Annotated in this window: 24 protein-coding genes; 12 read left to right on the forward strand and 12 right to left on the reverse strand. The window is 72.3% G+C overall.

Annotation, left to right across the window (positions count from 1 at the left end; translation table 11 throughout):
* Positions 1–112 precede the first annotated feature (112 nt).
* Complete coding sequence (locus WME98_RS03835; protein ID WP_437950015.1) at positions 113–1,018, forward strand: hypothetical protein; 906 nt, start codon at positions 113–115, stop codon at positions 1,016–1,018.
* A gap of 85 nt (positions 1,019–1,103) precedes the next feature.
* On the forward strand, positions 1,104–1,469 hold the full coding sequence (locus WME98_RS03840) for a hypothetical protein (RefSeq protein WP_437950016.1): 366 nt from the start codon (positions 1,104–1,106) through the stop codon (positions 1,467–1,469).
* 49 nt (positions 1,470–1,518) lie between these two features.
* On the opposite strand, the gene WME98_RS03845 is transcribed toward WME98_RS03840, so the two are convergent.
* Complete coding sequence (locus WME98_RS03845) at positions 1,519–2,301, reverse strand: Uma2 family endonuclease (RefSeq protein WP_437950017.1); 783 nt, start codon at positions 2,299–2,301, stop codon at positions 1,519–1,521.
* Positions 2,302–2,664: 363 nt separating this feature from the next.
* Between WME98_RS03845 and WME98_RS03850 the strand changes: the two genes are divergently transcribed.
* The gene (locus WME98_RS03850; protein ID WP_437950018.1) at positions 2,665–3,705 is read left to right on the forward strand and encodes a methyltransferase; all 1,041 of its coding nucleotides are present in this window, start codon (positions 2,665–2,667) and stop codon (positions 3,703–3,705) included.
* 72 nt (positions 3,706–3,777) lie between these two features.
* On the opposite strand, the gene WME98_RS03855 is transcribed toward WME98_RS03850, so the two are convergent.
* Entirely contained in the window at positions 3,778–4,563 is a 786-nt protein-coding gene (locus WME98_RS03855) for a peptidylprolyl isomerase (RefSeq protein WP_437950019.1), read from the reverse strand.
* A gap of 190 nt (positions 4,564–4,753) precedes the next feature.
* On the reverse strand, positions 4,754–5,302 hold the full coding sequence (locus WME98_RS03860) for an ester cyclase (protein WP_437950020.1): 549 nt from the start codon (positions 5,300–5,302) through the stop codon (positions 4,754–4,756).
* A 194-nt stretch (positions 5,303–5,496) separates the two neighbouring features.
* Here WME98_RS03860 and WME98_RS03865 point away from each other — a divergent pair, with 194 nt between their 5' ends.
* Entirely contained in the window at positions 5,497–6,465 is a 969-nt protein-coding gene (locus tag WME98_RS03865) for a LysR family transcriptional regulator (RefSeq protein ID WP_437953955.1), read from the forward strand.
* Positions 6,466–6,504: 39 nt separating this feature from the next.
* Here WME98_RS03865 and WME98_RS03870 read toward each other — a convergent pair whose 3' ends face one another.
* On the reverse strand, positions 6,505–7,074 hold the full coding sequence (locus tag WME98_RS03870; RefSeq protein ID WP_437950021.1) for a hypothetical protein: 570 nt from the start codon (positions 7,072–7,074) through the stop codon (positions 6,505–6,507).
* Between the two features lie 162 nt (positions 7,075–7,236).
* Between WME98_RS03870 and WME98_RS03875 the strand changes: the two genes are divergently transcribed.
* Together WME98_RS03875 and WME98_RS03880 are read left to right on the forward strand one after the other, a co-directional pair.
* The gene (locus WME98_RS03875; protein WP_437950022.1) at positions 7,237–8,208 is read left to right on the forward strand and encodes an aldo/keto reductase; all 972 of its coding nucleotides are present in this window, start codon (positions 7,237–7,239) and stop codon (positions 8,206–8,208) included.
* A gap of 178 nt (positions 8,209–8,386) precedes the next feature.
* Positions 8,387–9,349 carry an MBL fold metallo-hydrolase gene (locus WME98_RS03880; protein ID WP_437950023.1) on the forward strand — a complete coding sequence of 321 codons (963 nt, stop codon included), beginning with the start codon at positions 8,387–8,389 and terminating at the stop codon, positions 9,347–9,349.
* A gap of 272 nt (positions 9,350–9,621) precedes the next feature.
* On the opposite strand, the gene WME98_RS03885 is transcribed toward WME98_RS03880, so the two are convergent.
* The 4 genes from WME98_RS03885 to WME98_RS03900 form a co-directional block, all read right to left on the reverse strand.
* Complete coding sequence (locus tag WME98_RS03885) at positions 9,622–10,488, reverse strand: carbohydrate ABC transporter permease (protein ID WP_437950024.1); 867 nt, start codon at positions 10,486–10,488, stop codon at positions 9,622–9,624.
* The gene (locus tag WME98_RS03890; RefSeq protein ID WP_437950025.1) at positions 10,485–11,483 is read right to left on the reverse strand and encodes a carbohydrate ABC transporter permease; all 999 of its coding nucleotides are present in this window, start codon (positions 11,481–11,483) and stop codon (positions 10,485–10,487) included. The genes WME98_RS03885 and WME98_RS03890 overlap by 4 nt, the downstream gene beginning before the upstream one ends.
* Positions 11,480–12,781: an ABC transporter substrate-binding protein gene (locus WME98_RS03895; RefSeq protein ID WP_437950026.1), complete on the reverse strand. Its 1,302-nt coding sequence runs from the start codon at positions 12,779–12,781 to the stop codon at positions 11,480–11,482. The genes WME98_RS03890 and WME98_RS03895 overlap by 4 nt, the downstream gene beginning before the upstream one ends.
* A gap of 283 nt (positions 12,782–13,064) precedes the next feature.
* A complete protein-coding gene (locus WME98_RS03900) occupies positions 13,065–13,787 on the reverse strand; it encodes a TetR/AcrR family transcriptional regulator (protein WP_437950027.1) in 723 nt (240 codons plus the stop codon).
* 179 nt (positions 13,788–13,966) lie between these two features.
* On the opposite strand from WME98_RS03900, the gene WME98_RS03905 reads away from it, so the two are divergent.
* From WME98_RS03905 to WME98_RS03920, 4 genes are all read left to right on the forward strand, one after another.
* Positions 13,967–15,208: an HlyD family secretion protein gene (locus tag WME98_RS03905; RefSeq protein ID WP_437950028.1), complete on the forward strand. Its 1,242-nt coding sequence runs from the start codon at positions 13,967–13,969 to the stop codon at positions 15,206–15,208.
* A gap of 33 nt (positions 15,209–15,241) precedes the next feature.
* Positions 15,242–16,825: a DHA2 family efflux MFS transporter permease subunit gene (locus WME98_RS03910; RefSeq protein WP_437950029.1), complete on the forward strand. Its 1,584-nt coding sequence runs from the start codon at positions 15,242–15,244 to the stop codon at positions 16,823–16,825.
* A 95-nt stretch (positions 16,826–16,920) separates the two neighbouring features.
* Positions 16,921–18,150: a cytochrome P450 gene (locus WME98_RS03915; RefSeq protein WP_437950030.1), complete on the forward strand. Its 1,230-nt coding sequence runs from the start codon at positions 16,921–16,923 to the stop codon at positions 18,148–18,150.
* Positions 18,147–19,364 carry a cytochrome P450 gene (locus tag WME98_RS03920; RefSeq protein ID WP_437950031.1) on the forward strand — a complete coding sequence of 406 codons (1,218 nt, stop codon included), beginning with the start codon at positions 18,147–18,149 and terminating at the stop codon, positions 19,362–19,364. The genes WME98_RS03915 and WME98_RS03920 overlap by 4 nt, the downstream gene beginning before the upstream one ends.
* A gap of 37 nt (positions 19,365–19,401) precedes the next feature.
* Here WME98_RS03920 and WME98_RS03925 read toward each other — a convergent pair whose 3' ends face one another.
* The 4 genes from WME98_RS03925 to miaB all read right to left on the reverse strand — a co-directional run bounded on the left by WME98_RS03925 (position 19,402) and on the right by miaB (position 23,190).
* Positions 19,402–20,844 carry a VanW family protein gene (locus WME98_RS03925; protein WP_437950032.1) on the reverse strand — a complete coding sequence of 481 codons (1,443 nt, stop codon included), beginning with the start codon at positions 20,842–20,844 and terminating at the stop codon, positions 19,402–19,404.
* A 63-nt stretch (positions 20,845–20,907) separates the two neighbouring features.
* Positions 20,908–21,108 carry a sulfur carrier protein ThiS gene (gene thiS, locus WME98_RS03930; protein WP_061627456.1) on the reverse strand — a complete coding sequence of 67 codons (201 nt, stop codon included), beginning with the start codon at positions 21,106–21,108 and terminating at the stop codon, positions 20,908–20,910.
* On the reverse strand, positions 21,105–21,707 hold the full coding sequence (locus WME98_RS03935) for a gamma carbonic anhydrase family protein (RefSeq protein WP_437950033.1): 603 nt from the start codon (positions 21,705–21,707) through the stop codon (positions 21,105–21,107). The genes thiS and WME98_RS03935 overlap by 4 nt, the downstream gene beginning before the upstream one ends.
* Before the next feature lies 1 nt (position 21,708).
* The gene (gene miaB, locus WME98_RS03940) at positions 21,709–23,190 is read right to left on the reverse strand and encodes a tRNA (N6-isopentenyl adenosine(37)-C2)-methylthiotransferase MiaB (RefSeq protein WP_437950034.1); all 1,482 of its coding nucleotides are present in this window, start codon (positions 23,188–23,190) and stop codon (positions 21,709–21,711) included.
* 276 nt (positions 23,191–23,466) lie between these two features.
* Between miaB and WME98_RS03945 the strand changes: the two genes are divergently transcribed.
* Both WME98_RS03945 and pip read left to right on the forward strand, forming a co-directional pair.
* Positions 23,467–25,302 carry an AMP-dependent synthetase/ligase gene (locus tag WME98_RS03945; protein ID WP_437950035.1) on the forward strand — a complete coding sequence of 612 codons (1,836 nt, stop codon included), beginning with the start codon at positions 23,467–23,469 and terminating at the stop codon, positions 25,300–25,302.
* A 149-nt stretch (positions 25,303–25,451) separates the two neighbouring features.
* On the forward strand, positions 25,452–26,414 hold the full coding sequence (pip, locus tag WME98_RS03950; protein WP_437950036.1) for a prolyl aminopeptidase: 963 nt from the start codon (positions 25,452–25,454) through the stop codon (positions 26,412–26,414).
* Positions 26,415–26,426 lie beyond the last annotated feature (12 nt).

Raw genomic sequence — 26,426 nt, forward strand, 5'->3', positions numbered from 1 at the left:
GCGGCCCCCACATCCGGCGCGTCCCGGCCGCCGCGGGACGCCGTACGGCGCCTTCGTGCCCACCGCCTGCGGCGCGATGGCGCGCCCTCCGGTTCGTGGACATGCTGCCGCGATGGAGCCGCCGTCCGATCCCGTGGCCCCGTTTCTCCCCACGGTCGCGCGCGCCCGCACCGAAGGCCTGGCGCTTCCGCCCGGCGCGCCCGCCGAGGAGCGCCGCGTGGCCGCGCTGGTCGTCCTCGCATCGATCGTGCGCCGCGAGGGCTGGACGGAGGTCGTCGACCTCAGCCCGGCGGCCGCGGCGCAGCTCGAGCCGGGCGACCCGCCCCGTCCGCTGTGCTTCGAGCCGCGCGCCTACCGGCGCCTGGTCGAGGATCTCGGCCTCGCGCCCTGCACCGGGTGCGCGAGCGCCTCGGGGCGCGCGCGCTGCCCCCGCTGCAGCGGCCGGGCCCGGCCGTACGCCTGCTCGTGCCGCGCGGGATACGTCCGCTGCCCGTCCTGCATGGGCGCCGGCCGCGTCCGGCGGGTGCGCATCCGCCATCTGCAGGACCGCCCGCTCGAGATGCGCGAGCTCTACGCGCCGCCCGAGATGACCTTCGTGCCGTCGCTGTTCTCGTTCGAGGGCGCCCTGGAGCGCCGTCTGGGCGCCGACACCCCTCCCGAGCCCCTGCGCTGCCACGACCTCCGCCCCCGCGCGAGGAGCAGCGCTTACCGCGGCGGCAGCGATCGGACGGTCGAGCCGGATTTCCACGGCCACCGCTTCGCCGGCACGATCGAGCGCGCCGTGTCCGGCCTCACCGCGCTCGCCGCCGGGGGCCGCCTCGTGGCCCAGGCGGTGCGCGCTTATGCATGGCCGCTGCTGTGGTTGCGTTATGGTCCGGACGAGCCCGCGCGCGACGTGGTCGTCTATCCCGATCTCACCGGCGCGCTCCGGATCTTCGCCGGCGTCGCGGGCGCGGCGACCGCAACCCACGTGCAGGAGAGGACACGAGGCGCTCGCGTCCCGGGGGTGGCGCGATAGCTCGCTCGTGCATCGATCGAGCGCCCCGCCCGCGCCGCGCGCCGCCGGCTTCTCTGCGGGAGGCGCGCGGCGGTAGAGTACCGCGATGCGACAGAGCGAGTGCACCTGCCTCGCGGTGTGCGCCGCCTTGAGCACGGCGCTGAGCTGCAATGCGATCTGGGGGATCTTTGAGGGTGAAATCCGCGATGATCCCGCGACGGCGGACGGCTCCGGCGCCGGGACGCTCGCGGCGGCGAACTACCCCACCCGGATCCTGGCGGACGCCACCTTCGTCTACTGGTACAGCGATGGCGCGAAGCAGCTCCAGCGGGTGCGCACCTCGGGCGGCGCCCCCGAGACGCTCGCCGACAGCACGTACATCAACGGCCTCGCGCGGGACCGCCGCGCCATCTACTGGACGACATGGCATACCGAGGAATTGCCGGCCTCGGTGTTCAAGCTGGCCAAGTGACCCGCCGGGGGCCGGCGCACCGAGCCGGCCCTCGCGGGGCGCGCGGTCGTCAACGCGGCGTCTGCTTGCCCGTGGCCTGCGCGAGCTCGGCCCGCAGCGCGTCCAGCTCGGCCTGGAGCTTCCTGTTCGCCTCCCGCGCCTCGGCTTCGGCCTCCCTCGCCTTGGCCGCGGCCTCACGCTCCTTCGCCGCGACCTCACGATCCTTCGCCGCGACCTCGTCCGGCGTCGGCAGCAGCTCACGGCCCTCCCTGTCGCGCGCCAGCCGGAGCATCGGGCCGACCGACGGGTCCTCCACCACGGTCCACCAGAGGCCCAGCGTCTCGCACGCGCAGAGATCCGGGTCGTCCGGCGACCGCTCCACGAGATCGCCGTCGAGCGCATCCCAGACGCGGATCGGCCGCGCGCCGTCGTCGGGATCGAAGCGCACGACCTCGCGGATGCCCGCGGCGCGGTAGCGCTCGAGCTTCTCCTCCCACGCGGGCTCGCCCTCGTCCGAATCGCTCACGATCTCGACGCCGAGGTCGGGGGCCCCGTGCAGCCACGTCTTCCAGGTGCGGAAGGTCCGATGAGGCGCGCCCAGACGCACGAAGGCGTCGGGGGCGAGGCGCTTCCTCGGCGTCGTCGGGTCCCAGTAAACGAACTGGTCGGAGCCGAGCGTCGCTGCGTGCGCGAGCTCGCGCTTGAGGATCAGGTACAGCGCGGTGCGGAGCTCCAGGTGGCGGTTCGTTTCGGGCACCTCTTCGGCCTCCGGGAAGACCACCGGCTCGGGCGGGCGGCGATAGACGTGGGCTCCCAGCCGCCGGTGAGGCGCAGCGGGCGGACGGGCGGTCATCTCGGGCTCGACAGCGGACATGGCCTTTCGCCGAGCGTAGCACGACCGCCGCCGTGCGGAGGCGGTCGCCCCCTCTCCCAGCCCGGCCCAGCCCACCCGCCGCGCCGAAACCAGAGCCGCTTACGTCTCGCGCAGGCGCCTCATTTCGCGCAGTCGCCTGAGCCGCACGCCGAGCAGCGTCGTCCATCGCGCCCGCCGGGACGCTGGGCTCGCCACGGCCGGCGAGGGCGCGGGAGGACCCACGAGGCAGCGAGCAACACCTGGTCAGCTCCGATCGAGCTCAGCTATGTTGGAGACGGATCGCTCGCCGGCCGCGCCGGCATCCCCCCTTCTTGAGCAGAGCGGAGGAATGCATTGACGTCCATGAATCTCGAAAAACCTACCTGTGACGACTCCTTGATGCGGCAGCTCGGGTATTCGGTCTACCAGCTGCCCATCATCAGCGTCGCCGACGAGCTCGGGGTGTTCTCGCTCCTCGAGCGGGAGCCCGCGGGCATCGCGGAGATGGCCGGGAAGCTTCACCTCAGCGTCCGCGCGACCGAGGCCCTCCTGGCCTCCCTGGCAGGCATGGGGCTCCTGGTGCGGTCTCATGGCAAGTTCCATCTCACCGAGACGTCTCGCAACTTCTTGATCCCGACCAGGCCGTTCTACTGGGGCCACTATGTGCGGCTCATCTGCCAGGTTCCCATCACGCACGGCACCTTGCTGGAGACGCTGCGGCGGGACGGGGCCGTCGCGTGGGGCGAGGGCCAGGGCAAGGTCATCTCGGAGGAGTGGGCAGAGGCGGACCTGTCGGACGAGCGGGCATTCGTCTTCACCCAGGCGATGCACAGCCACTCGTTCGCGACCGCGGTCGGGCTCGCGCAGCGGGCCGAGCTCTCGGGCGTGGGGCGCCTCCTCGACGTCGCCGGCGGCTCCGGCTGCTTCAGCATCGCCCTGGCGCAGCAGAACCCCGGGGTGCGTTTCACCGTCGCCGAGCTGCCGCCCGTGTGCAAGGCGACGCGGAGGTACGTCGCGGAGCACGGCCTCGAGCATCGCATCGACGTGCTGGAGCTCGACATGTTCCGCGACGCGTGGCCTTCGGGTCACGACGCGATCTTCTTCGCCAACATCCTCCATGACTGGGACAGCGCGCGCCAGCGGCGCCTGGTCCAGCGCAGCTTCGATGCATTGCCGCCGGGCGGCCGCGTCCTCATCTACGAGCTCCTGCTCTCGGACGGGCAGGACGGCCCGCTCACGGCGGCGCTGTTCTCCATGAACATGGTGTACATGACCCCCGGCAAGCAGCTCACGGCCGGCGAGCTCGACGAGCTCGTCCGCGGGTGCGGGTTCACCGACGTGTCCGTCATCCCGGTCTACGCGGGATACTCGCTCATCAGCGCCAGGAAGCCGCTCGCTCGGTGACCTCCTCCACCGCGGGCGCCCAGCGCCGCGGCGCCCCGAGCGAGCGGCACGGCCGGCGCGCCCGCGCCCTCTTCACGGCGCGCAGCGCGTGATCGTCACCTCGCGCAGGCGCAGCTCCACGAGCGGTTTGTCGTCCTCGTCGGTCTCCACGTGCGTCATCGCGGTGACCACCTCGACCGGCGCGCACTGGCCGAAGATCGTGTAGTCGCCGTCGAGCCAGTCCGTCGCCACCTCCGTGATGTAGAACTGGCTTCCATTGGTGTCGGCCCCGGCGTTGGCGTAAGCGAGCGTCCCCGCTCGATGCTTCAGCGCGGAGATCTCGTCGTCGAACTCGTACCCTGGCCAGCCCTCGCCGGTGCCGAGCGGGTCGCCGCCTTGCGCCATGAACTCCGGAATCACCCGGTGGAAGGTCAGCCCATCGTAGAACCGCCGCTTCACCCAGCTGCCGGTCGCCGAGTCCCGAAAGGGCCGGCGCCCGCGGGCGAGGCCGACGAAATTGGCGACCGCGTTCGGGGCCTGCTCCGGGAAGAGCTCGCACGTGATCTCGCCCTTGTCGGTGTCGAGGATCGCGCGCAGCGGCCCAGGCCCCTCCGGGAGATCGGCGAGCGCCTCGGCCAGGGTGAACACCCCCGCCTCGGGATCGGCGGCGCCGGGGAGCACCTCCTCGGGCGCGTCGACGTCGGGGCCGCACGCGGCGGCTCCACCGCCCCCGGCGCTCGCGCTGCTGGTCGAGGCGGTCGAGCCCGCGGCGCCTCCCCCGTCGCCCGCGCTCGCGCTGCTGGTCGAGGCGCTCGAGCCCCCGTCGCCGCCGCCATCGCCATCGTCACAGCCGGCGGCGAACGGGAAGGCCAGGAGCATCGCGGCGCAAAGGACGCTCGCATACCCACGAGGAGAAGAAGCGGTTCGGATCTGCATCCGATCGACGCTCGCACGAGCCGCGCGAAAAAGCACGCCCGACTCGCCCGGGGATCTCGCGCGCCGCGAGGCGAGACAACGCACCTCGCCGGCGGGCCCGGGGCGCGGAGGCTCCACCGGGCCCGCCCCGTCGTCACAGCGCCACCACGCCGAGCTGCTGAAACAGCGTCAGGTTGTCCTCGATATGCCAGTTGTCGGTGATACGTCCGTTCTGCACGCGCAGGATGTCGGTGGCGATGAAGTCCACGGCCTGCCCGGCGCCCTTCGTGTCGCCGAACGTGCCGGTGAAGTGGCCTCGGAAACGCAGGTGCGCCACCACGTGATCGCTGACGACGATCAGCTGCTCCACCTCGCAGCTCAGGTCCGGCACGGCGGCGCGGAAGCTCTTCGACGCGAACGCCGGGCCCGCCGGGCCCTGCGGGCGCCCCTTGGGCAAGGTGCGGTCCGTGAAGGTCGGCGCGATCGCCTCGTCGAGGTAGCCCTCATCGCCGGTGTTCCAGAACGCGTAGAACCGGCGTGCCGCGAGCATCTCCGCGTCGGCCTGCTCCCTCGGCAGGCTCCCGTCGACGACGGTCGACCGCGGCGATGGCAGGTCCTCCGCGCCGGCGCCCTGCACGTAGCAGGCGCTCGCGGCGGCGAAGAGCGAGAGGGAGAGGGCGCTGATCAACAGGGTCTTTTTCATGGGACGTGTCTCCTCGGAACAAGCGATCTCGGACAGCCGATCGGGTCGACCGGCGACAGGAGCCACCTTGATCCTTTCCGGCGCGTAGGAGAACGGCGGCGATCGCCGAACCATCTTTTCGGAAATGTTGAAGATCGCCCCCGGAGCGGCTACCCTGCCCCCGCTTCGCTGCCCGTGACTCGCCGGGGGTGCGCATGGTCGAGCTGGAGGACATGCAGCTGTTCGTGTGCGCCGTCGCGCGGGGCAGCCTCTCGGCGGCGGGGCGCGAGCTCGGGTTCTCGCCGGCGGTGGCCAGCAAGCGCATGACGCGGCTGGAGGCGGCGCTCGGCGTGCGCCTCCTCCAGCGCAGCTCGCGGCGCCTCACGCTCACCGCCGAGGGCGCGACCTACCACGAGCGCTGCGTCGCCATCCTCGCCGACGTGCGCGAGGCCGAGCTCGCGGTGACCGCAGGCCAGGCCGAGGCGCGCGGCCTCCTGCACGTGTCGGCGCCGGTGGATCTCGGCCGCCAGTGGGTCGGGCCCGCCGCGGCCGACTTCGCGGCGGCGCACCCGGGGCTCCGCGTGCGCGTCAGCCTGTCGGACCGCGTGGTGGACCTGCTCGACGCCGGCGTGGACGTGGCCGTGCGCCTCGGCGCGCTCGGCGACTCGCGCCTCGTCTCGCGCCGGCTGGCCCGGAGCCGCCGCGTGGTCTGCGGCGCGCCGGCCTACCTCGCGCGACGCGGGTGGCCACGCACGCTCGCGGACCTCGACGCCCACGCGTGCATCGTGCTGCAGCGCCCCGGCATGCGCGCGCTCTCGTGGACCTTCCGCACCGGAGAGGGGCTCCACACCGTCCGCCCCGCCGGCCGCCTCGTGGCCGACAGCGGCGATCTGGTGCGCGACTGGGCCGTCGCCGGCCACGGCCTCGCCTTCAAGTCGATCTGGGACGTCGCCGCCGACATCGACGCCGGGCGCCTCGTCCCGCTGCTCACCGACCTGCCCTCGCCGGGCTCCGCCGTGCACGTGCTCTATCCGAGCCGCCGCTTCCAGCCCGCCAGGGCGCGGCTGTTCGTCGACTTCCTGGCGGAGCGCTTCGCCGCCCACGAGGCCGCGGTGCTGGCCGCGGCGACGCCGCGCGCCGCGCCGCCGGCCGCCCCTCGCCGCGCGCGCCCGCGCTCCGCCTGAGGAGCGCCGCCGCGAAGGCGGCGAGAGGACACGCGCGCCTCAGGCGCCGCCCTGCCCGCCCGCGCCGAGCGCCGCCAGGAAATGCTCCCGCTCCGCGGCCGTCGGGCGCCGGCCCGAGAGATAGCGCCGCTGGTGCGCGCGGGCCGCGCCGATCGCCGCCTGATTCAGGATCTTGATCGGCACCCTGGGCGCGTACAGGCTCGTCACCTCGAGCAGCGTCGTCGCGCCGGAGCCCGGCGAGAAGCGGTGAATCGCGAGCCCCCGTTTCCACAGCATGTTCTCCTCGATCGTATCGACGCGGATGGCGAACGACTCCGGCGCGACGCGCTGGGCCGAATACCGCGACGTCTGCGTGAACGGCCCGATCCCCGCGAGGCTCAGGCTCGTCCGGAGCACGAAGGTCGGCTCGCGGTACGATCCCGACTGCATCGCGCACTCCGTACCAGGGAAGAGCTCCCGCGCCTGGCCGTGCTGATCCCAGAAGACGGCGGCGGCGTCGAACGGGTCGATGTGCCCGAGCTCGATGGTGAACCGGACGCCGGAGAGCCCCTGCGCCTCGTCGCGGACGTCCTCTGCGTGCTCGAGCTCCGTGTCCTCCTGCTGCCACATGATCGTCTCCTCGCCCGACGAAACGAGCCTATGGGAAGCACGGCAGCGCATCAAGGAAGCGGCGGGCCAGCTCACGGACGCGCGACTCCGGCGAAACCCTACGGCGCGTCCAGCGCGCCGGCATGGACCGCGCGCGGGGCGCGTTGCTACCCTCCCGGCACCATGAACCACCGCAATCTCGGACGCACCGGCCTGAAGGTCAGCCCTCTCTGCCTCGGCACGATGAACTTCGGCCCGGAGACCAGCGAGCCCGACAGCTTCGCCATCATGGACCGGGCCCTTCAGCACGGGATCAACTTCTTCGACACGGCCAACGTGTACGGCCGGAAGCGCGGAGAGGGGATCACCGAGCAGATCGTCGGGCGCTGGCTCGCGCAGGGCGGCGGGCGGCGGGACCGCATCGTCCTCGCCACGAAGGTCTACGGCCCCATGGGCGAAGGGCCGAACGACAGGAGGCTCTCGGCCTATCACATCCGCCGCGCCTGCGAGGAGAGCCTGCGCCGCCTGCAGACGGACCATATCGACCTCTACCAGATGCACCACATCGACCGCGAGACGCCCTGGGACGAGATCTGGCAGGCGATGGAGCAGCTCGTCCGCGAGGGCAAGGTCCTCTACGTCGGCAGCAGCAACTTCGCCGGCTGGCACATCGCGCAGGCCAACGGGCTCGCCGCGCAGCGGCACTTCCTCGGCCTCGTCTCGGAGCAATGCGTGTACAACCTGAACGCGCGCACGGTCGAGCTGGAGGTCCTGCCCGCGTGCCGCGCGTTCGGCCTCGGCGTCCTGCCCTGGAGCCCGCTCGCCGGCGGGCTGCTCGGCGGCGCCCTCCAGAAGGCGCGCGAGGGCCGGCGCGCGTCGGCCGACGCGCAGGCGCGCATCGAGAAGAACCGCGCCAAGCTGGAGGCCTACGAGGCGCTCTGCGCGGAGCTCGGCGAGAAGCCCGCCGACGTGGCCCTGGCCTGGCTGCTCGAGAACCCGGTCGTGACCTCGCCCATCATCGGCCCGCGGACCGCCGAGCAGCTCGACGGCAGCCTGCGCGCCCTCGAGCTCCAGCTGTCCCCGGAGCACCTGAAGCGCCTCGACGAGGTGTTCCCCGGCCCCGGCGGCGAGGCGCCCGAGGCCTTCGCCTGGTAGCGCGGCGCCGGGCGGCGCTCGCCGGCGCCGCCCGGCCCACTCGGCTCCACCTTCGCCGGCGCCGTGCGCAGGAGTCGCGCCGCGGGCCGGGTCGATTTCGATTCCCTGGCGTGGAGCGGGTGGCCTACGCTCCTGAGCCCGGAGGCGCGTCCAGCGGCGCGCGCGGCAGGGGGTGGACATGGGCCGATCGCGGTATGAGCAAGGGTTGCAGGAGGTCGGCGATGGCTGCTTTGCGTATCTCCAGCCGGCCGGCACCTGGGGGCTCAGCAACGCGGGGCTCGTCACCTCGGACGGCGAGGCGCTGCTCGTCGACACGCTCTTCGACCTGAAGCGCACGCGCGCGATGCTCGACGCCATGCGCGCGGCCACCCCGGCGGCGGCGCGGATCGGCACGGTCGTGAACACCCACGCGAACGGCGACCATTGCTACGGCAACGCGCTCGTCGAGGGCGCGACGATCATCGCCACGCGCGCCAGCGCCGCCGAAATGGATGAGGTCCCCGCGCCGATGCTGGCCATGCTGATGCGACAGGCGCGCAGCGGCGCCGCCGGCGCGCTGGGCGATTACCTCGTCCATTGCTTCGGCGCCTTCGATTTCGACGGGATCGCGCCCACGGCGCCGACCCGGGTCTTCGAGGGGGAGCTGACCGTCGCGGTCGGGGCGAAGGAGGTCCGCCTCCTCGAGGTGGGCCCCTCGCACACGAAGGGCGATCTGCTCGTGCACGTGCCCGCGGACCGCGCGATCTACACGGGAGATATCCTCTTCATCGACGTGACGCCGATCATGTGGGCGGGGCCCGTCGGCAACTGGATCAAGGCGTGCGACACCATCCTCGCGCTGGACGCCGACGTCATCGTGCCGGGGCACGGCCCGATCACGGATCGCGCCGGCGTGCGCGCGGTGCGCGATTACCTCGTGTACATCCGCGACGAGGCGCGGCGCCGCTACGACGCCGGCATGCCGCCGGCCGACGCCGCCCGCGACATCGCGCTCGCCGATTACGCGAGCTGGAGCGACGCGGAGCGCATCGCGGTGAACGTGCACACGCTGTACCGGGAGTTCAGCGGAGGGAAGCTCAATCCGCCAGGCGTGGTCGAGCTCTTCGGGCTCATGGCCGAGCTGGCGCGGAGGGCGCGCTGAGGTCTGCACACCACGACGGGCTCCGCCGACAAGACAGGACGCCGGATCCCGCTCATGAGATCCAAGCAAAGATAAGCCAAGCGCACACCAGCCGTCATCCGTGGCAGCAGGCACATCTCGGCGCCTCGGCCGCGCGCGAGAGGGGCACCGCAGCCGCCGTGGACAGAGAGCTTCCCCCGAAAGCGACTAAGGATCAAGCGGCGGCGAGGCGCGCACGGACAGCCAATGTCCTTGCCGTCGCGCCGCCGTGACGCCGCGCGTCGGGCCGCCCATCACCCCTTCAAGCCGGTGCGGGCGACCCCCTCGATCACGTATCGCTGCGCGGCGATGAACACCGCGAGGATCGGGACGCTCGCCACCACCGCGCCCGCCGTGACCAGCGCGTAATCGGTGGTGTGCGCCCCCTGCAGCAGCGCGAGGCCGGGCGACAGCGTGAGCTTCTCGGGGTTGAACAGCACGTAGATCGGCCAGAGGAAATCGTTCCAGTTGCTCAGCAGGCTGAGCACGGCCAGCGTGGCCAGGGCCGGCTTGGACAGCGGCAGCACGATCTTCCAGAAGACCTGGAGCCGGGTGGCGCCGTCGAGCGCCGCCGCCTCCTCGAGCTCCCGCGGGAGGCCGAGGAAGAATTGGCGCAGGAAGAAGACGCCGAACGCCGAGGCGGCCGGCGGCACGACCAGCGCCGTGAGGCTGTCGAGCCAGCCGAGGGCCCGGACGATCAGGTAGTTCGCGGGCAAGAACATGATCGGCGGGATGAACAGCGTGGAGAGGACCGCGGCGAGCACGAGCCGCTTGCCGCGGAACTCCATGCGCGCGAGCGCGTACGCCGCAGGGGCCGCCGTGGCCAGCACGAGCAGCGCGTGCGCCGCGGCGGCGAGGAGGCTGTTCAGGAGCCAGCGGAACACCGGCGCCCCGGCGCTCGAGCCCGCGAGCGCCTCGTAGCTCTCGAGCGTCGCCCGCGCGGGCACGAGCGTGGGCGGCACCGCCGTCGCCTCGGACGGCGATTTGAGCGACGTGAGCGCCATCCAGATCAACGGGGCGAGGTACGCCACGGCGAGCAGGAGCAGCGCCGCATACGACAAGGACCTCCCGATCTGCCGGCGGCGGACAGGGCAGCCGTCCTCGAGCAGCCGGAGCTTCATTGAGCGTCCTCGTCGCTGCCCCGGCCGAAGAACAGGAGGAACATGACGAGGTTCACGACCGCGAGGAAGAACGCCTGGACGTAGCTCATGGCCGCCGCGGCGCCGAGGCGGAAGCTCCGGAAACCCTCATCGGCGATGTACATGATGGTGGTGCGCGTCTCGCTGCCCGGCCCGCCCCCGGTGACCAGATAGGCCTGTCCGAACATGTTGGCCGACGCGAGGACGGTCATCGTCACGACGAACACGAACACCGGCCTGAGCCCAGGTATCGTGACGTGCCAGAACTGCTGCCATCGGGTCGCGCCGTCGATGCGGGCGGCGTCGTAGAGCTCCCGGTGGATGTTCTGCAGCCCCGCCAGGTAAATCACGGCGTTATAGCCGAGGGTCCACCACACCGTCATCCCGACCAGCGAGACCCACACCCACGGCACCGCCGTGGTCCAGCCGGTGTCCGAAGGCAAACCCACCTTCCCCAGAAGGTGGTTGATCGCGCCGACCTGGGGATCGAGGAGCAGCCGCCAGATCATCGCCACGACCGCCACGCCGAGCACATATGGCGCGAAGAACATGGCCCGGAAGAACGATCGGCCGGGAAAGCGCTGGTTGAGCGCGAGGGCGAGCAGCAGCGGGAGCGTCACCAGGACAGGCACGCTCAGCGCTGTGAACAGCGCGGTCGCCCGCAGCGCGCGCCAGAAATTGCCGCGGGTGGGCGAGCCGGACCGGAACAGATCCGCGTAGTTGTCGAGGCCGACCCACGGCCGCGACGGCAGGAACGGGTCCCAGTCGTGGAGGCTGAGCCACACGCCGAGGGCGATCGGCGTCGCGACGAAGAGGCCGAACAGCGCGAGGTACGGCGCGAGGAACAGGTAGGGCGCCCACCGCCGCGGCCGCGCGAGGCCGCGCTTCCGGAGCCGGCCGACGCCGGGGGCGCTCTGCGCGCCGCCGTCCGCCTCGGCCTGGCCGGGCTCCACGAGGGGTACGTCGACCGCCGTCACAGAACCCTCCCGAACTTCTTGAGGTTGCCCGCGAGCAGCGCGTCGGCCTCGCGGGCGGCGCGGCTCAGGGCTTCGCGCGGCGTTGCCCTCAGCAGCACGGCATCGTTGACGGCGAGATCGAGGGTGGACGCGCGCACCGCGTCGGCCCCGGCGATGGCCGGCGGGAAGCGGACCGCCGGGAGCTGCTCGGCGACGATCGCCTGCTCCGTCATCCGCCGGAACGCGGCGCTCTCCCGGGCCTCCCGCCGGGCCGGCACCATGCCGGCCGCGGCCCAGTCGAGGGAGTGCTCGCTCAGCCAGGCGAGGAACACCACCGCCGCCTGCAGGCGGCGATGGCCAGCGCCGGCCCCGGGCTGGCGAGGGAGCACGAGGTGGTGCGCGTTGCCCCAGACCGCCCGCTGCGCGCCGATCACGGGCACCGGGAGCACACCCCAGCGGAGCCCGGGGACCGCCTTGAAGGTGTTGATCATCCAGACGCCGTTCCAGAGGAAGGCGTTCCGGTCGTTCATGAAGGCGATGCTGTCGGCGTCCTGGCCGACGTCGCGCGGGCTGTAGCCGCGCCGGATCAGCTCGACCATGAAGCTCAGCGCCTCGACGCCGGCCTCGGCGTGGAACATCGCCCGGGCCCCGTCCTCCGAGAACAGCTGGCCGCCCGCCTGCCACAGGAGCGACTGGAACATCAGCCCGCCGGTGAACAGGACCGGCGACACCCACGATCCCTGGATCCCCCGCCGCTTGAGGTGCTCGAGCGCGGCCAGGTAATCGCGCCGCGAGCGAGGCGGCGCGGCGTCGTCGAGGCCGGCGCCGGCCAGCACGGCGCGGTTGACGTAGAGGCCGAGCGGGTGGACGTCGAGGGGGACGCCATAACGGCGCCCCCGGAAGACGCCCGCGCTCCAGAGCGTCTCGGAGAAATCGCCGGCGCCGAGGCCGAGCGCCTCGGTCACCTCGTCGAGCGGAAGGATGGTGCGGTGGACCGCCGCCGTGGCCAGCTGATCGGCGTGCATGACGGCCACGTCGGGGCCATGGCCGCTGTCGACCGCCGCCGGGATCTTCTGATAAAAATCGCCCCACCGGGTCACGCTCATCCGCACCGTGATGTTGGCGTGCTCGCGGTTGAACCGCGCGATGAGCCGCTCCATCGGCGGCCGGTCGCCCCCGGTGAAGCCCGTCCAGAACGCGAGATCGACGGCCGGGCCCGCGTAACCCCGGCTGCCGCCGGCGGCGATGGCGGCCTGGGCGCGCAGGTCGACCGGCTCGCCGCGACAGCCGAGCAGCAAGAGGCCTGCAGTCGCCCCCATGCCGGCGAGGAGCTCGCGGCGGCGCGGCGGCCGACCGGCATCTCCCCGCTCCGTCGGTGCTCGCCCCCTCTGCATCTGCCCTCCGCGCACGATCGCACCGCGGAGGGCTCGCTTTCGGCTTGTTGCCCGCGACCGAGCTGAGCCACGGCTCACCTCCGGTCCCCCGGCTGCAACGGCGATCTACACCGGTGTCATGCACCGTCCAGCAGATTATTCCCGGAGAGCAGCGGCGCTCACCCGTCGATCCCGGATTGCGTGGATCTCCCCTTTTCGATGGGAGGTTTCATCCAGGCTCGTCGCCGATGACATGAATGTCGTCTGACGGCGCGCCGGGGGCGCGGCGGAGCGCGCCCCCGGCCTTCGCGCCGAGCACCACGACGTCGATGATCGACGCCAGGACGCCGTCGTCGACCGGCGCGCGCAGGCGGAAGAGGCGGTTCGTCACGGTGCCGCGGATCATCTCCACCATCAGGTCGAGATCGGTGCCCGGCGGCAGCTCGCCGCGCGCGACGCCGCGCTCGAGCACGTCCCGCCACGGGGCGAGGCGCTCCTCGCGGAGCGCGCGGACGAGCGCCTCGACCTCCGGCACGTGCATCTCGGCCATGAGCATGCGGGAGATGCCCTGCCCCTCGGGCGTCGACGCGGCGGCGACGACGCGCCGCACGAGCTCGAGCAGGTCCAGCCGCAGCGCGCCGGTGTCCGGCGGCGCCTCGCGGTCGTCGGAGAACGAGCGCAGCGTCGCCTTCACGAGCTCGGCCTTCGTCGGCCAGCGGCGGTAGACCGTCGTCTTGTTCACGCCCGCCCGCGCCGCCACGTCCTCCACCCGCAGCGCCGCGTAGCCCGCGCGCGCGATCTCCGCCGCGGCCGCCTGCATCACCGCCCGCACCACGCGCTCGCTGCGGCCCCCGTGCCGCGCGCCGCGCGTGCCGGTCCGGCGGCGCCCCCCCGCGGCGCCGGGCTCAGCCGGAGAAGGCTCTTTCAGAGGGGACGACGTGACGCTCCGCATCCCGAGGGGGCTCCATTCAACCACGACGGCGCGACCCGTGGAGCATGGCTCGTCCGGGCTATGGCAACAAGTCGTTGTCTTTGTCAGTCCCCGTGGTATCTCTATCGCAACCATAGGTTGCCTTAGGTACGCGGCGCCGGTTGCGCCCGCCGTCGAGGCGACGAGGAGCAGGCGGCGACATGTCCACGACGACGAGCGCTCTCCCTGGAGAGGCGGCGGCTCCCCCCGACGCGGTCTCCGGGGCGGTCAAGACGGGCAAGCCGAGCAGGGCGGTCGGCATCACGGCGGCGGCGATCGCGCTCGCCGTCGCGGCGGGCGCGGGCTGGTACGTCGCGCACCGCGGGCTCGAGACCACGGACGACGCGCAGATCGACGCCGAGGTGGTGTCCGTCCCGGCGCGCGCGTCGGGCGTGGTGGTGAAGGTCCTGTTCGCGGAGAACCAGGCGGTGAAGGCGGGCGACGTGCTCGCCGAGCTCGACGCCGAGCCCGCGCGCGCGCGGCTCGCGCAGGCCGAGGCGAGCCTGTCGGCGGCCAGGGCGAGCGCCGACGCGGCCGACGCCGACGAGCGCATCGCCGAGACCAACGCGCGCAGCAACAAGTCGGTGGCCGAGGCGTCGCTGCACGGCGCGGCCAGCAGCGCGAGCGCGTCGAAGCAGCAGATCGCCGAGGGCGAGGCGCACGTCGCCTCGGCGACGGCGACCCTGGAGCAGGCGACGCTCGAGCGGGACCGCGCGAAGCGGCTCGTGGAGACCGGGGCGCTCGCCCAGGCGCAGTTCGACCAGCTGGAGGCGGCCGTCGACGTCGCCGGCGCGTCGCTGGAGCAGGCGAAGGCGCACCTCGCGGCGCTCAAGGCCACGACCACGCAGGCGTTCAGCCGGGTCGAGGAGGCGAGCGCGAGGGTCCAGCAGGCGAGCAACGTCGACGCCCTCATCGCGCTGGCGCGCGCCCGCGCCCGCGTAGCGCACGCGCAGGTCGAGACCGCCCAGGCCGCGCGGGACCTGGCCGCCCTCGAGCTGTCGTACACGCGCATCGTCGCGCCGCAGGACGGGGTCGTGTCGAAGAAGACCCTCTCCGTCGGGCAGCTGGTCTCCCCCGGCCAGCCCGTGGGGATGCTCGTCCCCGCGCGGCAGGTCTGGGTGACCGGCAACTTCAAGGAGACGCAGCTCGCGCACATGCGCGTCGGGCAGCCCGCGCGCGTGTCCGTCGACGCCTACCCCGGCGTGACCGTGCACGGCGAGGTCGAGAGCTTCTCCGCGGCCACCGGCGCCCGCTTCAGCCTGCTGCCGCCGGACAACGCGACCGGCAACTTCACCAAGGTCGTCCAGCGCGTGCCGGTGCGGATCCGCCTCCACGACGCGCCGTCCGACCTCGCGCTGCGCCCCGGGATGAGCGTCGAGCTGACGGTCGACGCGAGCAAGTAAGCATCGCGCACCTCGCGCGGGAGAGGAGGAACCATGGCAGAGGCGGCAATCGCGGCCGCGCCGGCGCACGCCGTCGCGCCCGTCAACGCGAACCGGTGGCTCGTGGCCGCGGCCGTGGCCCTCGGCGCGCTGCTCGAGATCGTCGACACGAGCATCGTCAACGTGGCGCTCACCGAGATGCAGAGCTCGCTCGGCGCTACGCTCACGCAGGTGAGCTGGGTCGTCTCGAGCTACGCCATCGCGAACGTCATCATCCTGCCGCTCACCGCGTGGCTCGGGCACCGCTTCGGAAAGAAGCGTTACTTTGTCTTCTCGCTCGTCGCCTTCACCGCGGCGTCGGTGCTCTGCGGGGTCGCGAACAGCCTGCCGATGCTCATCGTCGCCCGCGTGCTCCAGGGGCTCGGCGGCGGCGGCCTGCTCGCGAAGGCGCAGTCGATCCTGTTCGAGACGTTCCCGAAGGAAGAGCAGGCGATGGCGCAGGGCTTCTTCTCGTCCATCGTCATCGCCGGCCCGACGATCGGGCCGACGCTCGGCGGCTACATCGTCACGAACATCAACTGGCGGTGGATCTTCTTCATCAACGTCCCGCTCGGCATCGCGGCCGTGCTGATGTGCCTCGCCTTCCTGCCGCCGGACGCCGCGGGCGAGCGCGAGCGCGGCGGCGTCGACTGGATCGCGATCGCCCTGCTCGCGGCCGGCGTCGGCTCGCTGCAGACCGCGCTCGAGGAGGGCCACGCCGAGGAATGGTTCGACTCGCCGTTCATCGTCGCGTGCTCCGCGATCGCGGCCGTGAGCCTCGCCCTGTTCGTCCACCGCGAGCTCTCGTCGGAGCGCCCGATCGTGGACCTGCGCGTGCTCCGGCACCGCTCGCTCTGGGCGGGGAGCCTCCTCTCCGCCGTCATCGGCATGGGCCTCTACGGCGCGCTCTTCGCCGTGCCCATCTTCGCCCAGTCGATCCTCGGCTACACGTCGCAGCAGACGGGCATGCTCCTCTTGCCGGGCGCGCTGGCCTCCGCCCTCTCGATGCCGCTCGTCGCGCGGCTCGTGAACCGGTTCGACCCGCGCGCGCTCCTCGTGGCGGGGGGGCTCATCCTGCTCGTCGCGCTCTTCCAGCTCCACCAGCTGACGCCCGCGACGGGCGCCGGCGACCTGTTCTGGCCGCTGATCATCCGGTCGTTCGGCACGACGCTGATGTTCCTGCCGCTCAGCATGGCCACCCTCGGGCCGCTCCCCAAGCGCGACATCGCCGCCGCGACCGGCATCTACAGCCTGACGCGGCAGCTCGGGGGCAGCGTCGGGGTCGCGGTGCTCACCACCGTGCTCGCCGACCGGCAGGCGTTCCACCGCGCGGTCCTGGTGAGCCACATGGGGGCGAGCGACCCGACGACCCTGGAGCGCGTCGCCGCGTACACGTCGGCGTTCGCCGCGAAGGGGTTCGATCTGGCCGACGCGCGCGACAAGGCGCTCCACGTGCTCGACGGAATCGTGAACCTGCAGGCCGCCGTGATGTCGTTCAACGACACGTTCTGGGTGACAGCGGTGCTCGTCATCGCCACGCTCCCGCTCGTGTTCCTGCTCGGGAAGGGCAGGGGCGGCCCCGTGTCCGCGGGGCACTGAGCCGAGCGCGCGGGAAGCTCACCGCCCGTCGCCCGCCGTACCGCGGATTCATCAGGAGGCGCGCCGCGCCCAACCATCAAGCAACGGAGGGAACCATGCGTCACACGTTGAATCTCCTCGCGCCCGAGGTCATCGAGAACCCGCACCCCCACTACGCCGAGCTGCGCGAGGGGGCGCCCGTCTGCCAGGTCGAGCCGAACGGCTTCTGGGCCGTGAGCCGCTACGACGATGTGGTCTACGTCCTGAAGCACCCCGAGCTCTTCTCGTCCCGCACCTCCGAGGTGAGGCGGAGCCTCCTCGACGAGCGGCTCCTGCGCGAGCCCCTGCTCATCGGCGATACGAGCCTCCTCAGGAGCGATCCGCCGGACCACACCCAGATGCGCAAGCTCATCAGCGGCGCGTTCACGCCGCGGGCGATCGCGCGGATCGAGGCGCGGGTCCGCGACATCGCGACCGAGCACATCGATCGGATCCTCGCGCAGGACACCTTCGACATGATGGAGGACCTGGCCGTTCCGCTCCCGGTCACGGTCATCGCCGAGATGCTCGGGGTCGACCCGTCGCTCCGCGCCGATTTCAAGCGCTGGTCCGACGACACCATCAACGTGCCCGCGGGCTCCCAGCCGCTCAGCGACGAGGAGGTCGAGCGCATCCTCCGGAGCCGCCGCGAGATGCGCGCCTACTTCCACGAGATGATCGCGGACCGGAAGCGGCGGCCGCGCGAGGACCTCATCAGCGACATCGTCCGGGGCGAGGTGGAGCACGGCGTGCTGACGGAGGACGATGTGCTCGACATGGTGGTCCTCCTGCTCGTCGCGGGCAACGAGACCACGACCAACCTCATCGGCAACGGCACCCTCACGCTCCTCGAGCACCCGGACGCGCTGCGCCGCCTCCGCGAGGAGCCGGCGCTGATCCCGGGCTTCATCGAGGAGGTCCTCCGCTACGAGGGGCCGGTCCGGCTGCTCACCCGGCGGGCGACGCAGGACGTGACCCTCTCCGGGGTCACGATCCCCGAGGGCGCGACCGTCCTGCCGCTCGTCGCCGCCGCGAACCGGGATCCGGCGCAGTTCCCCGACCCCGACCGGTTCGACATCACCCGGGAGCAGCGCGGCCACGTGGCCTTCGGCTTCGGCATCCATTTCTGCGTCGGCGCGCCGCTCTCCCGCGTCGAGGGCAGGATCGCCTTCGAGGAGATCCTCCGGCGGCTGCCCCCCTTCTCGCGCGAGCCGGGGCCGCCCTCGTGGAACCGATCGTTCGGCCTGCGCGGGCTGCGGCGCTTGCCCCTGCGCTTCGACCGCGCCATCACGGAGAAGACATCATGAGTTACGCGTTCAGTCTCATCGGGCCCGAGGTCACGCAGAACCCCTATCCGGTGTACGCCGAGCTCCGCGAGAAGGCGCCGGTGTGTCAGGTCGAGCCGGGGGGCTTCTGGGCGGTGAGCCGCTACGACGATGTGGTCTATGTCATGAAGCACCCCGAGCTCTTCTCGTCCGACACCTTCGCGGCGAGGCAGAGCACGCAGGACGAGCGGCTCCAGCGCGAGCCGCTCGTCGTCAGCGACGTGAACATCCTCATGAGCGATCCGCCGGTCCACACCCGGATACGCCAGCTCGTCAGCGGCGCGTTCACGCCGCGGGCCATCGCGCGGCTCGAGCAGCGGGTGCGCGCGATCACGACCGAGTACATCGATCGGATCCTCGCGAAGGACACGTTCGACATGATGGACGATCTGGCCGTGCCGCTGCCGGTCACGGTCATCTCCGAGATGCTCGGCGTCGATCCGTCGCTCCGCGCGGACTTCAAGCGCTGGTCGGACGACTCGGTGAGCACCGGAATGGGGCGGCTCCCCGACGAGGACGTCGAGCGCATCCTCCGGAGCCGCCGCGAGATGCGCGCCTACTTCCACGAGATGATCGCGGAGCGGAAGCGGCAGCCGCGCGAGGACCTGATCAGCGACCTCATCCGCGGCGAGGTGGAGTACGGCCAGCTCTCGCCGGACGACGTGCTCGGCATGGTGGTCCTCCTGCTCGTCGCGGGCAACGAGACCACGACCAACCTCATCGGCAACGGCACGCTGGCGCTCCTCGAGCACCCGGACGCGCTGCGCCGCCTCCGCGAGGAGCCGGCGCTGATCCCGGGCTTCATCGAGGAGGTCCTCCGCTACGAGGGGCCGGCGCAGATCCTGATGCGGCGGGCGACCCAGGACGTGACCCTCTCCGGCGTCCCCCTCCCGAAGGGCGCGATCGTCATGCCGATCATCGCCTCCGCGAACCGGGATCCGGCGCAGTTCAGCGATCCGGACCGGTTCGACATCACCCGGGAGCAGCGCGGCAACGTGGGCTTCGGCTTCGGCATCCACTTCTGCGTCGGGGCGCCGCTCTCGCGGCTCGAGGGCAAGATCGCGTTCGAGGAGATCTTCCGGCGACTGCCGCCCTTCTCGCGCGAGCCGGGGCCCGTCGTGTGGCGCACGATGTTCAGCCTGCGGGGGTTGCAGAGCCTGCCGCTGCGCTTCGACCGGAGCGCCCGGGCCGCGTGAGGCGGCGCCCGCCGCGCAGGGCGCCGGGCGCCCCCGCTCACATCGAGAAGCCGTCGCCCTGCGCCTCCGCAGGCGGGGTCTCGCCCGCGGGGGTCTCCCCCTCCTGGAGCTCCTCGACCGCCTTCGCGTGCTCGGGGACCTCCGGCAGCGCGGAGGGGTCGTATCCGGGCGCGACCCAGAACACCTCGGGCGCAGGCTTGTACTCGCTCGTATAGCTGCGCTCGGAGGCCCGGCCGTCCTTGTAACGGACGGTGACATACGATCTCACGTCGTACCCGCACGAGCCCTTCTGGTGGCGCTTCACCTCGCCCTCGGAGAGCTCGGACTTCACGTAGATGCGGCGGATGAAGTCGTCGGTGTGCTCGGCCGAGATGCGGTGATCGACCTCCGCCACCGGGTCGCCGCCGAGGAGCTCGACGCGGAGCACCGTGGGCGTCGGCAGGTAGGCGTGGATCATGATCGGGAACGGGAGCGTGTTCTTGATCTTCAGATCCGACTCCGGGTACGTCACCATGGCGTCGAGCCCCATCGGGATGTAGGCGCTCGGGCGGGAGTGGCTCTGGCGGTCGGGCGTGTCGAGCGCGCCGAAGAGCGACGCGGCGAAGAGCGTGCTGGAGACCTGGCACGTCCCCCCGCCGTAGCCGGGGACGGTCTCGTCGCCGAGGATCTCCGGGGCGATGGTGAACCCGTTCTTGCGGGTCCGCGGGCCGACGTGGGCGTTGAACGAGAAGGTCTCGCCGGGCGCCAGGATGGTGCCGTCGATCTTGGACGCCGCGGTCCTGATGTTGACGGCGCGCCCGGCCTCCTTCCCGTGCCGCTTGAACTTCGTCTCGTACGCCGCGACGACCCGGCTGACGTCGACGCTCACCAGGTCATCGACGGTGATCTTGGGGGCGGTGTACCGGACGGCGAGCTCGATGAGCTCCTCGTCCTCGTGGTCCCCGGCGCGCAGCGCGGCGAGGGAGGCGTCGACGTCGAGCTCCCGGCCGGCCTGCTCCGGGATCTTGCGCCGGTTGGCGAGATCCAGCCGCGCGTCCACCGGGATCCGGAAGACCTGCGGGGCGAGCCGCTCGAGGAAGGCGCGCGCCCGCGCCTCGTCGACGGCCCAGACGAGCGGCACGTCGATCTCGCCGTGCCGCGCCCGCCGCGCCTCCCGGAGCCGCCGCGCCCACGGCCCCTCGTGGCCGACGCGCCGCGCCCCCGCGAGCGTCTCGCCGACGTCGACCTCGACGCCCGCCTCGCCGAGCGTCGCCGTCAGGTCGACGTCGTCGTGGCGGAGCCGGACGAGGCGGCCGCGGAGCGCGTCGCGCCTCGCCTCGAGCCACGCCTCCGGCGCGGCGCCGTCCGGCACGAAGCGCTCGCCGATCGAGAGGCCGCGGACCACCGGGGACGCCGGCAGCGCGTCGCGCACCGCCAGGGCGGCGCCCACGCCCGCCGAACTGCCGAGCGCCAAGACCAGAGCGAGGGCCCTCGTATCCACGGCAGCTGGCGATGCTACCCGGATCGCGGACGAACTGGAAGAACGCTAGATCACGAGGCGGGCTCAGCCGCCGCCGACGAAGTGCACGATCTCGATCACGTCGCCCTCGGCGAGCTCGGCGGCCGTGTGCTCGGCCCGCGGCACCACCTCGCCGTTGCGCTCCACCGCCACGGGCCCCTCGGTCAGCCCGAGCAGCTCGACGAGCCTCCGCACCGTGACCGCCGACGGCACCTCGCGCGCTTCCCCGTTCACCGTGATGTTCATGGCCTCTTCACCTCGTGCATCGCGCCACCATCGCACCCCGCCGCGGCGGCCCCCGGCTCGCCGGCCGCGGACGACGCCGCGGCGAGCGCCTCCCGGAAGCGCCGCGCGTTCTCCACATAGCTCGCGGCCCCCAGCCTGCCGAGCTCGGCCTGGTCCGGCCGCACCTCCCCCATCACCTGCGCCGGGTTGCCGCGCACCAGCGACCGCGGCGGGATCACCTTCCCGGGCGGCACCACCGCGCCCGCGGCGATCACCGACCCCTCGCCGACCACCACGTTGTCGAGCAGGATGCTCCCCATCCCGATCAGGCACCCGTCCCCGACGCGGCAGCCGTGCAGGATCGCGCCGTGGCCGATGGTCACGTCGGCGCCGACGATCGTCTCCGAGACGCCGCTCGTCAGGTGCAGGCACGCGAGGTCCTGCACGTTGGTCCGCGGGCCGACGCGGATCGCGCCGATGTCCCCGCGCAGCACCGCGCCGAACCACACGCTCGCCTCGTCGCCGAGCTCCACGTCGCCGATCACCGTCGCGTTCGGCGCGAGGAACACGCCGCGCCCGAGCCGCGGCGACGCCCCGCCGAAGTCGAGGACGAGCGCCACGTCAGCCCCCCTCGGCGGCGACCACCGGCAGCGAGCGCCGGGCCGGCCGCGGCTCCGCCGCGCCCCGCTGCCGCGGCCGGGCCGCGGCGCGCGCCGCCTCCGTGAGCTCGGCCTGCAGCGAGTGCTTGTTCGCCCGCGCGATCGAGACCTCGACGACCTCGCCGAGCAGGTCGAGCTCCGCCGCGCCCTCGATGTGCGCGATCTCGTGGCGCCCCGTCCGGCCCGACCAGAGCGCGCCGCCCTGGCCGCCGTGCCCGCGCTCCTTGTCGCGCCCCTCGACGAGCACCTCCTGCGTCGTCCCCACGAGGCCCGACAGGTGGGCGGCGAGCAGCGCCTCGCTCTCCTCGAACAGGCGCGCGAGCCGCTCGCCCTTCACGCCCTCGGGCACGTCGTCCGGCAGCTTCAGCGCCGGCGTGTGCGGGCGGCGCGAGTACTTGAACCCGAACAGCCCCTTGAACCCCACCTCGCGCACGAGCGACAGCGTCGCCGCGAAGTCGTCCTCGGTCTCGCCCGGGAAGCCGACGATGATGTCGGTCGAGAGCGTCAGCCCCGGGACCGCCTCCACGAGCGCGCGCGTCCTCGCGACGTACTCGGCGCGCGTGTAACGGCGGATCATCCGCCGGAGGACCCGGTCGCTGCCCGACTGCACCGGCAGGTGCACGTGGCGCGGCAGCACGGCGAGCTCGGCGTGGGCGAGGAGGAGCGAGGGCGTGAGGTGCCGCGGGTGCGGGCTCGTGTAGCGCAGCCGCGCGAGGCCCGGGACGTCGGCGGCGACGCGCCGGAGCAGCGCCGCGAACTCGCTCTCGTCCGGGTCGTCCGCGCTCGCGCCGGGGGCCCGCGGCAGCGCGCCGAGCGGATCGCGGTAGCTGTTCACGGTCTGGCCGAGGAGGGTGACCTCGCGCGTCCCCGCGGCCACGAGCCCGGCGATCTCGGCGACGATCTCGTCGCTCGGCCGGTAGCGCTCCGGCCCGCGGGTGTGCGGGACGATGCAGAACGAGCACCGCTCGTCGCAGCCCTTCATGATGGTCACGAACGCCGTCGGCGCGGCGCGCGATGCGGGCGGCGGCGACGCCACGAGGAACCGGGGCGCGTCGAGGTCGAACACCGTGCGCGCGACCGGCAGGCCGCCGAGCGCGAGGTCGCCGAGCAGGCCCGGCAGCTCCGGGATGTTGTCGGGCCCGACCACGACGTCGATCGTCCGCAGCTGCTTGAGGAGGCGCTCCCCTTCCTGCTGCGCCACGCACCCGGCGACGACGACCACCCGACCCTCGCCCTCGCGCTTCCAGCGCGCGAGCCGCCCCACCTCGCTCCGCAGCTTCTGCTCGGCCTTCTCGCGCACGCTGCAGGTGTTCAGCACGAGCACGTCGGCCTCGTCCGGGCCGCCGGCCTCGGTGTAGCCGGCGCGGCGGAGCACGTCGTGCATCCGCTCGGAGTCGTGCACGTTCATCTGGCAGCCGAACGTCGTGATCGAATACCGGGGCATCGAAGCGATGCACCCTCTAACAGAAGGGGCCCGAGGCCGCCACCTCGCGCGCCCGGCGCCCGCTCCCGCGTGCCCCCGCCTCCCGCGGCGCGGCGCGGCGCGGCGCGGCGCGACGCGGCGCCCTCCCCGCGCGCGACGCGGCCGGGATCCGCGGACGGATGCGGACGGGCGGGACAGATCCAGCGCTGGCCCGAGCAACGCCGGCGCCGCGCACCGCCAAAAGGACGCAGAGCCGGCCGGGGCATCATGGTAAAAATCGCCCCGGGAGGAGACCCGATGGCGAAACTGGAAAACCTGGTAGAACTGCTCGATCGCTCGCTGAAGCAGCATGGGCCCCAGCCGATCTTCGGCACGAAGACCGAGGGCCGCTGGGACTGGATCACCTATGCGGAGTTCGGGCAGCTCGTCGCCAGGTTTCGCGGCGGCCTGGCGTCGCTCGGCGTCCAGCGGGGCGATCGGGTGGCCCTCATCTCCAACAACCGTGTGGAGTGGGCGGTCACGGCCTATGCCTGCTTCAGCATGGGCGTCGCGGTCGTGCCGATGTACGAGGCGCAGCTGCCGAGCGAGTGGGCGTTCATCATCAACGACTGCGAGGCCGTCGCCGCGATCGTCGCCACGCCGCAGATCTACGGCAAATGCAAGGATCTCCCCGAGAAGGCGCCCTCGCTGAAGCACGTCGTCTGTCTGTTCGAGCCCGCGGGGCCGGCGGACGGCGTCCCCGGCGCGCGGACCACCTCGTACAAGGAGCTGCTCGCCGCGGGCGAGAAGAGCCCGGCGCCCGCCATCCAGCCGACGTCGAAGGACACCGCGTGCCTCATCTACACCTCGGGCACGACCGGCAATCCCAAGGGGGTGATCCTCTCGCACGGCAACATCGCCTCCAACGTCTGCGCCGTGGTGGATCTCATCCCGTTCGGCAGCGGCGACCGGAGCCTGTCGTTCCTCCCGTGGGCCCACTCGTTCGGCCACACCGGCGAGCTCCACGTGATGATCACGGTCGGCGCGTCGATGGCGCTGAGCGAGTCGGTCGACAAGATCGTCGCGAACCTCGCCGAGGTGCACCCCACCGTGCTGATGAGCGTCCCGCGGATCTTCAACCGCATCTACGAGGGCGTGCAGAAGCAGATGACCGAGAAGCCCGCGGTCATCCAGAGCCTGTTCCGCGCCGGGCTGCGCGCCGCGACGAAGCAGAACAAGGGTGAGCCGCTCCACCTCGTCGAGCGGCTCACCCTCGCCGTGGCGGACCGGGTCATCTTCTCGAAGATCCGCGCCAAGTTCGGCGGCAAGCTGAAGTACGCGATCAGCGGCGGGGCGGCGCTCTCGTACCAGGTGGCCGAGTTCGTCGACGCGCTCGGCATCACCATCTACGAGGGCTACGGCCTCACCGAGACGTCGCCCGTCGCCTCCGTGAACTACCCGGGGGCCCGCCGCCTCGGCAGCGTGGGCAAGGCGATCCCGGGGGTGCGGGTCGTCATCGACAAGTCGGAGACGCACGATCCGAAGCAGGGCGAGATCGTCATTTACGGCCCGAACGTCATGATGGGCTATTACAAGCGCGACGAGGAGAACAAGGCCGTCTTCACCGAGGACGGCGGCTTCCGCACAGGCGATCTGGGCTACCTCGACGACGACGGCTATCTCTACGTCACGGGCCGCATCAAGGAGCAGTACAAGCTGGAGAACGGCAAGTACGTCGCGCCGGCCCCGCTCGAGGAGAAGATCAAGCTGTCTCCGCTGATCAACAGCGCGATGATCTACGGCGACAACCGCCCCTTCAACGTGGCGCTGATCGTGCCCGAGATGGCGGCGCTCACCGAGTGGGCGCGGGGCCAGGGGCTCACGTTCGAGTCGCCCGACGCGATGCTGAAGCACCCGCGCGTGGTCGCGCACGTCCAGGAGGAGGTCGACCGGTACGCGGCGGATTTCAAGTCCTTCGAGAAGATCAAGAAGATCGCCCTCGCGGCCGAGGACTTCACCGCCGACAACGGGATGCTCACGCCGACCCTGAAGCTGAAGCGGCGCGTGGCGCTCCAGAAGTACGGGCCCGCGCTCGAGGCGCTCTTCGGCGGCGCGTCCAAGGCCGAGCCGCGCGAGGCCGCGCCGGCCGGCTGAGCGGCCGCCGCCCCCCGGGCCGGCGCGCCCGCCGCTCCCCGCTGTTCCCCGCCGTTTCCCCTCCACGCCCTCTCCCCTCCCGGCGCGCCTTGGCGTAGGCTGACGCGCGCTGGCGCGGGCAGGACGCCGGGTCAACGGACGGGAGCGGCATGACGATGACAGGCACCCAGAGGCGAACGCTGTATCCCGAGATCGAGCCGTACCGCGCCGGCAGGCTCCGCGTCTCCGATCTTCACGAGATCTATTTCGAGGAGTCCGGCAATCCGCGCGGCAAGCCGGTGATCTTCGTGCACGGCGGCCCCGGGGGCGGCACGGAGCCGAAGCAGCGGCGCTTCTTCGACCCGGCCGCCTACCGGATCGTGCTCTTCGACCAGCGGGGCTGCGGCAAGAGCACGCCGTACGCGAGCCTGGAGGAGAACACCACCTGGCACCTCGTCGCGGACATGGAGGCGCTCCGCGAGCACCTCGGGATCGAGCGCTGGCTGGTGTTCGGCGGCTCGTGGGGGAGCACCCTGTCGCTGGCCTACGCCGAGAAGCACCCGGAGCGGGTGACGGAGCTCGTGCTGCGCGGCATCTTCCTCCTGCGGAAGCAGGAGCTCGAGTGGTTCTATCAGCGCGGCGCGAGCGCCATCTTCCCGGACGCGTGGGAGGAGTACCTCGCGTTCATCCCCGAGGCCGAGCGGGGCGATCTGCTCACGGCCTACCACCGGCGGCTCACGAGCCCCGATCCCCAGCTGCGGCAGCAGGCGGCGCGGGCGTGGAGCGTGTGGGAGGGGCGGACGAGCTGCCTGTTCACGAACCAGGAGCTCGTCACGAAGACGTCGGGAGAGGAGTTCGCCCTCGCGTTCGCCCGGATCGAGTGCCACTATTTCGTGAACAAGGGGTTCCTCGCGTCGGAGACGCAGCTGCTCGACGACGTGCACCGGATCCGCCATGTCCCCACGGTCATCGTGCAAGGCCGCTACGATGTCGTCTGTCCGCCGGAGAGCGCGTGGGCGCTGCACCGCGCGTTCCCGGAGGCCGAGCTGCGCATCGTGGCGGACGCGGGGCACTCGGCGATGGAGCCTGGCATCCTGCACGAGCTCATCGAGGCGACCGACCGGTTCCGCTGACGCGCGGCGGCC

Source organism: Sorangium sp. So ce296 (assembly GCF_051529605.1).
GTDB classification, from domain to species: Bacteria; Myxococcota_A; Polyangia; order Polyangiales; family Polyangiaceae; genus Sorangium; species Sorangium cellulosum_D.